The organism is Saccharospirillum alexandrii, assembly GCF_043641555.1.
GTDB classification, from domain to species: domain Bacteria; phylum Pseudomonadota; class Gammaproteobacteria; order Pseudomonadales; family Natronospirillaceae; genus Saccharospirillum; species Saccharospirillum alexandrii_A.
The window spans coordinates 1,247,331-1,259,705 of record NZ_JBHZRJ010000001.1; the positions used below are offsets into that span (position 1 = coordinate 1,247,331).

The window sequence follows — 12,375 nt, forward strand, 5'->3', positions numbered from 1 at the left end:
GGATAAACAGCCGGTATCCCTCATAGTCGCAGCGGCTTCAAGTCGCTATAATCGCGGAATTGCATCAATAACGAGCTGTGTGGCAAGGCATGACAACCGTTCAAGACTACATGACAACACTGGGCCGACAAGCCCGGCAAGCGTCGAAGGCACTGGCGAAAGCCAATACGGGCATGAAAAACCAGGCATTACTGGCTATGGCTGAGGTTATCGACGACCAGCGCGAGACCCTCAAGCAAGCCAATCAGCGCGATCTGGAGGCCGGTCGTGCCAAGGGGCTTGAACCGGCTATGCTGGACCGGCTGGAACTGACCGACGCTCGCATCGACGCCATGATCGAAGGCTTGCATCAGGTCGCCGGCCTGGCCGATCCGGTCGGTGGCATCACCGACCTCGAGTTTCGCCCGAGTGGCATTCAGGTCGGCAAAATGCGCGTCCCCCTCGGTGTGATTGGCATTATTTACGAATCCCGCCCCAATGTGACGGTTGAAGCTGCGAGCCTGTGCATCAAATCCGGCAATGCCGTTATTTTACGCGGTGGTAGCGAAGCCATCGAATCGAACCAGGCGCTTGCGGCTTGCATTCACGCTGGTCTCGACCAGGCGCAACTGCCGGGCACCGTGGTACAGGTGGTCGAAACCACCGATCGTGAAGCCGTGGGTGCACTCATTACCATGCCCGACTATGTAGACGTTATCGTGCCGCGCGGTGGCAAGGCGCTGATCGAACGCATCAGCCAGGATGCCCGGGTCCCGGTCATCAAACATCTCGATGGCATTTGCCATGTGTACATCGATGACGACGCCGACGTCGCCAAGGCCATTCCCATTGCCATCAATGCCAAGACACATCGGTATGGTGTCTGCAACGCGATGGAAACCCTGCTGGTCGCGGAATCCCGCGCTGCAGAAATGCTACCGGAACTGGCCCGGGCCTATGCCGACAAAGGCGTCGAATTGCGGGGTTGCGAACGCACCGCCGAGCTGATCGATTGTGTGCCCGCTACTGAAGCTGACTGGACCACCGAATACCTCGCGCCTGTGCTGGCCATTCGCGTGGTCGCGGGTCTGGATGAAGCCATCGATCACATCAATACCTACAGCAGTCAGCACACTGACAGCATCGTGACCGAGAACTACACTCGGGGGCGCCGCTTTCTAACGGAAGTTGACTCGGCTTCAGTGATGATCAATGCCTCTACGCGCTTTGCGGACGGCTTTGAATATGGCCTGGGTGCCGAGATTGGTATCTCGACCGATAAAATTCACGCTCGCGGCCCGGTCGGTTTGATCGGGCTGACGTCACAGAAGTATGTCGTGCTCGGAGACGGCCAGATTCGTGAGTGATTCGCAACGGCCACTGATAGCCCTGTTTGGCGGAACCTTCGATCCGTTTCACGATGGCCATGCGCAGTTGTGCGATCTGGTGCTGTCTCATCAGGAGGTGGCCCAGCTTCGGGTCATACCCTGTCAGATACCGGCGTTGAAGTCGGCCGCTCAGGCGAGCCCCGAGCACCGTCTGGCCATGCTGGAGCGGTGGGTTGCATCGCGCACTGACGGCGAACGCTTGCAGGTCGATGATCGTGAGTTGCGACGCCCGGGTCCGAGTTACACGCTCGATACCATTCGGGATCTGCACCGGGAATACCCGGAATACCAGACGGTATTCGTGCTGGGAGCCGATGCGTTTGCGGGTATGGACCAGTGGCAGGGCATTGACGATTTAATTCGGGAGACGCACTTTTGGGTGTTTGGCCGGGGTTCTCAGCCTATCGACCCGCCCGATTTGCCATTGACCCGGGTTCAATCTCTGGCAGATCTCGGCCAACAACCTTCAGGGCTCTGGATTGCCGGTCCCTCGTCAGAGCGTGACTGGGCCTCCCGGGATTTGCGCGACAACACACAACATTGGCAATACGCGATTCCCAAGCCCATTCAGGACTATATTCAACAGCAGGGACTGTATCTGGATGTCGATGAATAAAGCGATACCCGGATTCAACGTTTTCAATTTTTAGAATATGGCGATTATTGCTGTATTCGGCCACTCGCGTTATGCGGCCTGGTCTGGCGCCGGTGGCGGGAATACGCGCCGGCTGCCGACACTCAGCACAGCTGCTGTTAAAAAACGTGAGTTAACTTAAACAGGTGGACAAGGTACGAATGACCGATACAACTGATCGAAACGCACAACCTGAAGGTCTGACCGAGGCGGTCATCCGCGCTCTGGAAGACATTAAGGCGCAAGACATTCAAGTGATTGATGTGCACGAGAAAACCGCATTGATGGATACACTGGTGGTCGCTTCCGGCACCTCGAAACGGCATGTGAGTGCCGTTGTCAGCAGCGTTGCAGAAGATCTCAAAAAACAGGGCTTTGTGGTACGCGCACAGGAAGGCAGCAGTGATTCCGACTGGGTCCTGATCGACCTGACTGACCTGGTGTTGCATGTCATGATCCCCGAAACCCGGGCCTATTATGACATCGAACGCCTGTGGTCTGGTGCGGGTCCGATGGGGGCTGAGTCAGAAGCAGAGCCTGACTGACAGGCATGAAGATTCGAATTCTGGCTATTGGCCCTAAAATGCCAGCCTGGGTTGATGCTGCCGTTGCCGAGTACCAGAAACGAATGCCCCGGGAACTGCCGGTAGACTTCGTTCCGCTGGCGCTCGGGCAGCGCGGTCGCAATGCCTCGACAGACAAGGCCATTGCACAGGAAGGGGATGCCATGCTGGCGGCCATTAAGCCGGAAGACCAGGTCGTTGCCCTGGACCTTTCCGGCAAAGCCTGGTCAACCGAACAACTGGCCGACCAGCTGACACAATGGCGGCTTGAGGCGCGTGATCTTACGTTGTTAATTGGCGGGCCGGACGGTTTGGACCCCAGGTGTCTGGCGCGTTCCGCTCAGCGCTGGTGTTTGTCGAACCTGACGTTGCCGCACCCGCTGGTACGCGTATTGCTGGCCGAACAACTGTATCGAGCCTGGACCGTTACCCAAAATCACCCCTACCATAAATGACGACCCGGGCTGCTTTGAGCCGCCCGGGCCAGCAACGCATTCGCAGACGACCTGGCAGCCAGTGCCGGGGTAGAGTACTGAAGGCATGTTGAACAGCTCACTCGACAATCGCGAAAAAGAACGGCGCCTATTCCTGAGTCGGATGACCGCTTCGTTTATCTTTATTGCCATATTGATACTGGCGCTGGTGGGACGACTGTTCTATCTGCAAGTGGTGCAAAATGAACGCCATGAAGCCCGATCGCAAACCAACCGGTTGGAAGTACTGCCAATTCCACCCATTCGCGGACTAATCTACGATCGCTTCGGTGAATTGCTCGCGCGCAATGAGCCCAGCCATACACTGAGCGTTGTGGTGGAGCGAAGTGGAGACCTGGACGCCCTGGTCCAGGAGCTGGGCGCCCTGGTTGACCTGTCAGAAGACCAGGTGTCGCGTTTCTTTGACCGTGTTCGTGGTTATCGTCGGCCTTTTGAACCCATTCCTCTCAAAGTGCGGTTGACGGAAGAAGAAGTTGCCCGAGTGTCGGCCAATCGTATCTTTTTGGAAGGCGTTCAGGTCGACGCCGAGCTGATTCGTCAATACCCTTTTGGCGAGGAATTTGCCCATGCGCTCGGATTTGTTGGGCGCATAAATCAGGAAGAGCTGCGCGATCTCGATGTCGGTGCCTACGCAGGGACTCGCTTTATCGGCAAGGAAGGGGTTGAGCGGCAGTATGAAGATGCGCTGCTCGGTGAACCCGGGTTTCAGCGTGTAGAAACCAATGCGCGGGGGCGGATTATTCGGGTTATCGAGAAACAGGCGCCCAAGCCCGGTTCTAACCTGCATTTGTATCTCGACCAGGAGCTGCAAAAAATGGCGTACGACCTGCTGGGCGACCAGCGGGGCTCGATTGTCGCCATTGAGCCCGAAACAGGTGGTATTCTGGCCATGGTCAGCAACCCGGGCTTCGACCCCAATTTATACGTCAGTGGTTTCCCAACGGAGATTTACAACGCCCTGCGGGACTCCCCGGATAACCCCTTTTTAAATCGGGCCATTCGCGGCCAGTACCCGGCAGCATCCACCATCAAGCCCTTTTTGGGGCTGGCGGGGGTTGATCAGGGCTTCGTTACCTGGGACTACACCATCAACGACCGGGGCTATTACCAGTTACCGACCGATGACCGGATCTACAACGACTGGAAACGCGGCGGGCATGGCCGCGTGAATCTGCGTAAAGCCGTCGCCGAATCCTGCGATACCTATTTCTATCAGTTGGCCTACGACATGAAACTCGAAGCCATTCATGACATTTACGATCAGTTTGGCTTTGGCAAGAACACGACCGCGGATATCTACAACCCCTTTACCGGGATCAACCCCAGCCGGGAATGGAAGCAAAACCGCCACGGGTTTTCCTGGTATGCCGGGGACACCATCAACTTGAGTATTGGGCAGGGCTACATGCTGGCGACGCCAATGCAGTTGGCCATTGCCACGTCGGTGCTGGCCAACCGGGGTCGCTGGGTCACACCCAGGTTGCTGATGCACAGCAACGACGAAAGCTTGCTGGACAGTATTCCCGAGCCACCACCCGATGTGCACCTGAACAATGGTGCCAACTGGGACCGGATGCATGCCGCCATGCAGGACGTAGTGCAGGGCGCACGAGGTACAGCGCGTGCCTCGGGTCTGGGGGCAACCTACGAATACGCAGGAAAATCCGGCACGGCGCAGGTCATTCGAATAGAGCGCGACGAAAACGGTGACCCGATCGGCGATGTGCCTGAACAGTTTCGCGACCACGCCTGGTTTATGGGGTTTGCGCCACTCGAAAACCCTCAAATAGCCGTCGCCGTACTGGTGGAAAACGGTGGCAGTGGCAGTGGCGTTGCAGGCCCCATGACGCGTTCGCTGTTTGATTTCTATCTGACACGCGAGCTCGAACAATGAATTTCACGGAATACGTTCGCCAGTTGCCTCAGGGCAGCATGGACCGCCGGCAAAGTATCTGGACCCGGTTGCATCTGGACCCTTATCTGTTCGCAGCCTTGCTGGCGGTTGCCGTGGGCGGCATGGTCGTACTGTACAGCGCGACCAGTGGTGACATGGGCGCAGTGTATCGGCAGGCCATTCGGTTTGGCATTGGCTTTATGGCGATGATCATCGTCGCCCAGTTCGACCCGCGCTGGTTTCAGCAGTGGGGGGGAACTGTCTACCTGGTTGGTGTTCTGTTATTGGTGGCGGTTCTTGTCAGTGGCGCCCAGGCCATGGGTGCGCAGCGCTGGTTGCAGATTCCAGGCCTGTTTCGGTTTCAACCCTCTGAACTGATGAAACTGGCGGTGCCGGTCATGTTGTCCTGGTACATTTCACGCTACGGACTGCCGCCCCGTTATCGCGATTTACTGGTATCCGCGGTCCTGTTGTTTGTGCCGGTTGCCTTAATTATTCAGCAACCGGATCTGGGAACGTCACTGCTGATCGCGTCGTCCGGTCTGTTCGTTATTTTTTTAGCGGGCCTGAGCTGGAAGTTGATTGTCAGCTTCGCCACCATTGCCATTGCCATGATTCCGGTGCTGTGGATCTGGGTCATGCGTGATTATCAGCGTCAGCGAGTACTGACGTTATTCGACCCTAACGTCGACCCGCTCGGGGCGGGCTGGAACATTATTCAATCGATGACCGCCATCGGCTCGGGTGGGTTAACTGGCAAGGGGTACATGCTGGGTACCCAATCACAGCTCGATTTTCTACCGGAAAGCCATACCGATTTCATCATTGCGGTATTGGGGGAAGAGTTTGGGTTTATTGGTGCCGTGATTTTGATCGCACTGTATGCCGTTATTATTCTGCGCGGAATGCTGATTGCTATTCGTGGTCGCGATAATTTTTGCAGGCTTCTGGCCGGCAGTTTGACCCTGACGTTTTTCATTTACGTTTTTGTAAATGTTGGCATGGTCAGCGGAATCCTGCCAGTGGTCGGTGTACCCTTGCCTCTGGTCAGCTATGGCGGAACGTCCATCGTGACACTGCTCACTGGCTTCGGAATGTTAATGTCCATCAGTACCCATCAGCGAAACTAGGGAACCAGGTGTGATGTGGTCAGGCCTCCCCGGTCGACATCGCGGTGACAGGGAGATCAAGGTAAGCGTATTCCGCCTTCCTGCTTCCTGTTTCAATTCGCAGACCATCAGTTTCGATTCAGAGTTCGGACAGGAGTATCAATAGTCATGCAACGATTTTGGGGCACACTTTTCGCCAGTGGCCTGGTGGCTGTCACCGCTGCTCAGGCTGAGCAGCTGACCGAGTTTCCCCGCACGTCCGCCATCATCGACGTCCTGGTGAACGAGCACGAATTTGAAGCCGCCCAGGTTGAGGCCTGGTTTGCCGAAGGTGAGTACATTGCACGCAATGTCGAATCTCTGGCCAAGCCCGCCGAGACAACCAGAACCTACGCCGAATACCGCCCCCTCTTTGTGTCGGACGAAACTGTCGAAAACGGCAAACGCTTTATGGAAGATCAGGCCGAATGGTTGTTGCTGGCCGAAGAACGAACCGGTGTTTCCGCTGAAGTGATTGCCGCAATCATGGGTGTTGAAACCCGGTATGGTAATTTTCTCGGCGTGCATCGTACCTTCGATGCTCTGGCCACACTGGCTGTCACAGAAGGTCGTCGCGCTGATTACTTTCAGCGAGAGTTGATTAACTTTCTACTGATCAGTCGGGATCAGTCGTTTGATCCCCTGTCGGTAAAGGGTTCTTATGCGGGTGCCATGGGGTACCCTCAGTTTATGCCGAGCAGCTACCTCGCCTATGCCGACGATCTGGATGGCGATGGTAATATCGATATTTGGAACGATCCGGTTGATGCAATCGGCTCCATTGCCCGTTATCTCAGTGAGCATGGCTGGCAACGGGACGAACCCATTGCGACCCGGGCGCACGTCAGCGGTGAATACCGGCAAGTCGAATTGAACAGCTTTGACCGCGACCGAACACTGGCGGACGTCGTCGCTCTGGGGTGGGATCCACTGATTGCTGCACAGGACGACGCCCAGGTGCATCCCATCCGGTTGGATGGTGACGAAGGTGCGGAATTTTGGTTGGGTTATCGGAATTTTTGGGTAATATCCCGGTACAACCGGTCGGTTGCTTACAGTATGGCAATCTTTCAATTGTCAGAAGCCTTGCGGTTGTCACAATAGCCTCTAAAACTGAGGTTATCAGGGCCGAAGGCCAGATCTGAACACAATAATGACCGGTAAGAGGATGGTCGATGGTGAGTATGAATTACCGGTCAGCCCGCGCGAGCGGAATAACCGTGTTGACGGCTCTGATCATGGCAGGGTGTGCCGGGCAGTACGTGTCTCATGAAACCGGCGGTAGCCAGGTCAGTAATGCCGGGCGGTACTCGATGGATCAGGATCGGGGGCCCAGCCAGACACTGACGGCCGATGAGATCAGTGAGGTCACTCCCCGGGTTGAACCGCGCAGCCGCCAGGGCAATGCCAGCCCCTACACCGTCAATGGGCGCCAGTATCAGGTGTTGGCCAGTGCCGACCGGTATTCCGAGGAGGGGTTGGCGTCCTGGTACGGGGCCAAGTTCCACGGCCATACCACGTCCAATGGCGAAGTGTTCGATATGTACCAGATCAGTGCAGCGCACAAGAGCCTGCCGTTGCCGACCTGGGTGAGGGTTACCAATCTCGATAATGGCCTGAGTATCGTGGCACGCGTTAATGATCGTGGGCCTTTTCACCCCGGGCGCGTTATCGATATGTCCTATGCGGCGGCGGTTAAACTCGACTTTGTCCACAAAGGCACAGCCCGGGTGCGGGTAGAGGCGTTGGCCGGTCAGGAACTCGACCAGCCCGTCTATTACGTTCAGCTTGGGGCCTTCAGTCAGCGCCAGTCAGCGCAAAACCTCAGAGACCAGATTGCGCGGCAGATCGATGACGATGTGAATATCAGTGAAGGCGAGTTCTATCGGGTACGCATCGGGCCCGTTCAGTACGATCGCGCAGAAGCGCTGCAGCGCGCCCTGACCACCCCCGAGCTGGGCAAGCCGCTGCTGGTCGTGCCGAACTAGGCCCGGCACTTTGCCGGGGGCAGGGCGCCTGGCTATACGTTTCATATACGCAGCACGCTTCGCCCCGTAGATGAAATTTTGCCATGGGTTGATACAATGCCCGGGCTCGGCCGCATCAAATCTGACTGTCTGGCCGTCTACCGTTGAACAACGTTGGCGTGATACCGGGTAATCGGGTATCGCGCCGCTCATAAAAAAGGTTATCTCAGTGTTGAAGCATCGTTTTAAGCGTTGGACGTCTTTGTGTGTTGCCGGACTGGCCCTGTTTTCGGGCGCTGCCATGTCCGAAACGATCATTCCCTCTCCCCCCCAGTTGGCCGCCAGTTCCTATATTCTGATGGATGCGACTACCGGTCACATTCTGGTCTCGCACAATGCCGACGAGCGCCTGCCACCGGCCAGTCTGACCAAGTTGATGACCAGTTACATTGCCGAGCGGGAAATTATTGAAGGGCGGATCGCTCTGGATGACGAATCTCTGATCAGTGTCAATGCCTGGCAGACCGGCGGTTCACGCATGTTCATTCAGGAAGGCCGGTTTGTCAGTATTGAAGATTTGTTGCGCGGTATCATCATTCAATCGGGCAACGATGCCTCTGTTGCCATGGCTGAGCATGTGGCTGGCAGTGAAACCATGTTTGCCCAGATGATGAATTCATACGCCGATAGACTGGGCATGGAGAACTCCAGGTTCCAGAATGCAACCGGTCTGCCGGCGGACGAGCATTATTCCTCAGCAGCAGACATGGCCATCCTGAGTCGGCATATCATTGAAGATAACGCTGAGTTCTACCCCATCTATGCTGAACGCAGCTTCACCTATAATGGGATCTCACAAGCTAATCGCAATTCACTGCTCGGGCGCAACCCCTCTGTTGACGGGTTGAAGACCGGTCACACTGAAGAAGCGGGCTACTGTCTGGTTGCGTCTGCCATTGAAGACGGCATGCGTCTGATCAGTGTGGTCATGGGTACAGCCTCGGAAGAGGCCCGGGTACAGGAGACACAGAAGCTGCTGACCTACGGGTTTCGCTACTTTCAGACAGCGCAACTTCATGACGGTGGTGAAGAGCTCTACTCGGGTCGTGTCTGGGGCGGACGGGCCGACAATGTCCGTCTGGGCCTGGAAGCAGACCTCATGCTGACGATCGCCCGTGGCGATGAATCCAGCATGAACACCGTGCTGAACATTGATCCTGTGCTGAAAGCCCCCATAGAAGCGGGGCAACGGTTGGGTGAACTGGTTGTGACGCACGGCGATGAAGAAGTGGCCCGTCGTCCCTTACTGGCGCTCGAAGCGGTTGAACCGGCAGGGTTCTTTGCCCGTATCTGGGATTACATTCTGCTGTTTTTCTTTAATTTGTTTAACGGGAGCTGATGGGTGACCCGGCAAGACCCCCCTAAAATCACCTTTCCCTGCGATGACTATGTGATCAAGGTCGTAGGGGATGTACACGAAGAGTTCAAGCCTTTCGTGCACAGCGTGCTGGTGCGCTACGATGACCGCCTGACAGTGTCGGCCTTTTCGGTTAGCACCAGTCGGAACGGCCGTTTTGAGAGTTTGACTGTGCGCATGCGCATCGAACACGAAGATCATCTGACGGAGCTGTTTGAGGCACTGAAAGCCGACGAACGGGTGCGCATGGTGCTGTGATGACGGCCGCTGATACCGCAGGGTTTGCTGTGGAACCTCGCGCAGTGATTGTCCGTGATCTGGGGCGTGTTCCGTATCAGCAGACCTGGGAGGCCATGCAGGCCTTTACGCTGAATCGGGATGATGACGCGCTGGACGAAATATGGCTTCTGGAACACGATCCCGTATTTACTCAGGGCCAGGCTGGAAAGGCGGAGCATCTGCTCAGTCCGGGTGATATTCCGGTGGTCTCTGCTGACCGGGGAGGTCAGGTCACCTACCATGGTCCGGGCCAGCTGGTTGCCTACGTGTTGCTGGACATTCGCCGCCTAAAGTCGGATGTGCGCAAGCTGGTATCGGCACTCGAAGTCAGTGTGGTCGGCGTGCTAGGCAGCTATGGCGTTGAAGCGGCGCCGCGGGCAGATGCTCCGGGCGTCTATATCGGCGCTGACAAAGTGTGCTCGCTGGGGTTGCGCATCAAGCGCGGGTGCAGTTATCACGGCCTGGCCTTGAACATTGATATGAATCTGGAGCCTTTTGCCCGTATCAACCCCTGCGGGTATCAGGGCCTGAAAATGACGCAGGTGGCCGACTGGGTAGAAGCGGCGGATATCGACACCATCAAACAGCAATGGCTGACCGAGTTTTGTACAGGGTATAATTTGCGGCCAGTGAATCCGAATGAAGGTGCAGCGCTTCAGGCCGAGAGTGCCTGAAAACGCCTGTACAGCCCGTATGCCGGGTGATCAACCTTCCCTACAGTTAAGAGGCAGTGCGAACCGATGAGCGACACCAATCGAATTCCCGTAGTTCAGGTGAGCAGCGGCACCAAGTTTGTTAACGAAAAGGGTGTCAGAGCCATTAAAAACGGGGTCAAACAGCACTCCAATGCTCGTCGTTCCACCGACAAGAAGCCGGAATGGTTGCGCATCAAGCTTTCCAGCGGTCCCAAATACGACAGTGTCAAAACCATTGTCCATGAGCACAGGCTGAGTACTGTTTGCGAAGAAGCCATGTGCCCGAACATTGGTGAATGCTGGAGTGCCGGAACGGCAACCATCATGCTGATGGGGGATGTTTGCACCCGTGCGTGCAAGTTCTGTGCGGTTGATACGGGTAACCCCAGGGGCTGGCTGGATGCTGAAGAGCCTGACAACACGGCCCGTTCAGTGGCACTGATGGGTCTCAAGTACGTGGTGCTAACCTCCGTGAACCGCGATGACATCGCTGACGGTGGTGCTGGTCACTACGCCGCGACGGTCCGTCGGGTCAAGGAAGTGAACCCCGATACTGCGGTCGAAGCACTGACGCCCGATTTTCAGGGCAAGCATGCCGATGTTGAGGCCGTGGTCGATTCCGGTGTTGAAGTCTTTGCCCAGAACGTTGAGACCGTTAAGCGGCTGACACACCCGGTGCGTGACTCGCGAGCCACCTACGAGCAAACGCTGGATGTCCTGGCCCACGCCAAGCGCTACAAGCCGGACGTACTGACCAAAACCAGCCTGATGCTGGGGTTGGGTGAAACAGATGAGGAAATTCTGGAAACGATGGACGATCTGAGGGCGGCCGGCGTAGACATTTTAACGCTGGGCCAGTATCTGCAGCCGTCTATAAACCATTTGCCAGTAGAGCGTTATGTGACCCCGGACGAATTCAATCGTTTTCGGGATATCGGGCTTGAAAAGGGTTTTCTGGAAGTGGTATCCGGCGCTTTTGTCCGCTCCAGTTACCGGGCCGAACAGGTTCTGCAGAAGAACAACGTGGGTCTGGGGCGTTAATTTTTTTGCGGTTTATCGCCCGGGCATTCCCGGTTCCCGTATAAAAGTGACCATATTCCGTCGAAATTTGGTCACATTTATGACTGTTTCAATGAATTAGTGTGGGGCAGAATACAAGGGCGCTGAAGGGATTTCTGGCGCTGTTACAGGGAAGTGGCAAAGGTGTTGTCAGCATGAACGCTGTGCTGGCGGGCCGGTCAAGGAGAATGTTCCCGTCCCCTGACTCGCCTCTCACGAGGCGAGTACTTTATCGCAGGTCGAGTTTTAGGCAGAGCGATAGATTTGGTCCATCAGTTGGCCGTTCAGGGTGTGTAGCTGGTCGCCCAGAGTGGTGCTCAGAGACTGATAGGCATCGGTCTGACAGACCGACGGGTAGTAGTCCGGATGAGTGATGAAGAGTTTGAAGTCATCCGGTCGTTGCCTCCAGAACTGCCGGTAGGCTTCGCCCTTGTCGAACCCCTGGTCCAATTGGCGCAACAGGTCCGGTGCAATGGCTTCCCAGAGCCCTGCGACAATTTCCTGCTTGTTGCGAAAATAGTAATAGATGGAAGGGGCAGCGCAGCCCGTCTCCGCCGCTATTTTGCGCAACGACAACTTACTGATGCCTTGTTCGGACAGCACCTTTCTAGCTGATTCCAGTATGTTCTCTTTTTTAATCATGGCGTCAGTCATCCAAGTAAACAGCGTTTTAAAATCTAGCAGTGGTTCAGGTTCTACGCTATGCCACGCTTCGTGTCATTTTGTAACCTGCCGCCTGAGAGGTGCCGGAAATGGTCAGGGTTTGTCGCATTCACCCTGGCGAAATACCGCCGATATCCCCTAATGCCGGAACTCTGTGCGAATTCTTCTGACGCCTTCTGGCGGTCATTTGCGATT

Annotated in this window: 13 protein-coding genes; 12 read left to right on the forward strand and 1 reads right to left on the reverse strand. The window is 56.1% G+C overall.

Annotation, left to right across the window (positions count from 1 at the left end; translation table 11 throughout):
* Window positions 1–89: 89 nt before the first annotated feature.
* The 12 genes from ACHUE7_RS05435 to lipA all read left to right on the forward strand — a co-directional run bounded on the left by ACHUE7_RS05435 (window position 90) and on the right by lipA (window position 11,499).
* Window positions 90–1,346, forward strand: a complete 1,257-nt coding sequence (locus ACHUE7_RS05435; protein ID WP_394169070.1) for a glutamate-5-semialdehyde dehydrogenase — start codon at window positions 90–92, stop codon at window positions 1,344–1,346.
* Entirely contained in the window at window positions 1,339–1,983 is a 645-nt protein-coding gene (gene nadD / locus ACHUE7_RS05440; RefSeq protein ID WP_394169071.1) for a nicotinate (nicotinamide) nucleotide adenylyltransferase, read from the forward strand. The genes ACHUE7_RS05435 and nadD overlap by 8 nt, the downstream gene beginning before the upstream one ends.
* Window positions 1,984–2,162: 179 nt before the next feature.
* Window positions 2,163–2,546, forward strand: a complete 384-nt coding sequence (gene rsfS, locus ACHUE7_RS05445) for a ribosome silencing factor (protein ID WP_127556366.1) — start codon at window positions 2,163–2,165, stop codon at window positions 2,544–2,546.
* 5 nt (window positions 2,547–2,551) lie between these two features.
* Window positions 2,552–3,019 carry a 23S rRNA (pseudouridine(1915)-N(3))-methyltransferase RlmH gene (rlmH, locus tag ACHUE7_RS05450; protein WP_348477211.1) on the forward strand — a complete coding sequence of 156 codons (468 nt, stop codon included), beginning with the start codon at window positions 2,552–2,554 and terminating at the stop codon, window positions 3,017–3,019.
* A gap of 85 nt (window positions 3,020–3,104) precedes the next feature.
* Window positions 3,105–4,952 (forward strand): penicillin-binding protein 2, encoded by a 1,848-nt coding sequence (mrdA, locus tag ACHUE7_RS05455; protein ID WP_394169072.1) that lies wholly within the window; start codon window positions 3,105–3,107, stop codon window positions 4,950–4,952.
* Entirely contained in the window at window positions 4,949–6,082 is a 1,134-nt protein-coding gene (gene rodA, locus ACHUE7_RS05460; protein ID WP_394169073.1) for a rod shape-determining protein RodA, read from the forward strand. Before mrdA ends, rodA begins: the two co-directional genes overlap by 4 nt.
* Before the next feature lie 147 nt (window positions 6,083–6,229).
* Window positions 6,230–7,204 carry a lytic murein transglycosylase B gene (gene mltB / locus ACHUE7_RS05465; RefSeq protein ID WP_394169074.1) on the forward strand — a complete coding sequence of 325 codons (975 nt, stop codon included), beginning with the start codon at window positions 6,230–6,232 and terminating at the stop codon, window positions 7,202–7,204.
* Between the two features lie 116 nt (window positions 7,205–7,320).
* Entirely contained in the window at window positions 7,321–8,088 is a 768-nt protein-coding gene (locus ACHUE7_RS05470; protein ID WP_394169075.1) for a septal ring lytic transglycosylase RlpA family protein, read from the forward strand.
* Window positions 8,089–8,296: 208 nt separating this feature from the next.
* A complete protein-coding gene (locus tag ACHUE7_RS05475) occupies window positions 8,297–9,466 on the forward strand; it encodes a D-alanyl-D-alanine carboxypeptidase family protein (RefSeq protein ID WP_394169076.1) in 1,170 nt (389 codons plus the stop codon).
* A 3-nt stretch (window positions 9,467–9,469) separates the two neighbouring features.
* On the forward strand, window positions 9,470–9,742 hold the full coding sequence (locus ACHUE7_RS05480) for an HP0495 family protein (protein WP_394169077.1): 273 nt from the start codon (window positions 9,470–9,472) through the stop codon (window positions 9,740–9,742).
* Window positions 9,742–10,437, forward strand: coding sequence for a lipoyl(octanoyl) transferase LipB (lipB, locus tag ACHUE7_RS05485; protein ID WP_394169078.1), 696 nt, complete (start codon window positions 9,742–9,744; stop codon window positions 10,435–10,437). Before ACHUE7_RS05480 ends, lipB begins: the two co-directional genes overlap by 1 nt.
* 66 nt (window positions 10,438–10,503) lie before the next feature.
* A complete protein-coding gene (gene lipA, locus ACHUE7_RS05490) occupies window positions 10,504–11,499 on the forward strand; it encodes a lipoyl synthase (RefSeq protein ID WP_348477219.1) in 996 nt (331 codons plus the stop codon).
* A gap of 264 nt (window positions 11,500–11,763) precedes the next feature.
* Here the strand turns inward: lipA and ACHUE7_RS05495 are convergent, their stop codons facing one another.
* Window positions 11,764–12,159, reverse strand: a complete 396-nt coding sequence (locus ACHUE7_RS05495; RefSeq protein WP_394169079.1) for a TetR/AcrR family transcriptional regulator — start codon at window positions 12,157–12,159, stop codon at window positions 11,764–11,766.
* Window positions 12,160–12,375: the final 216 nt, after the last annotated feature.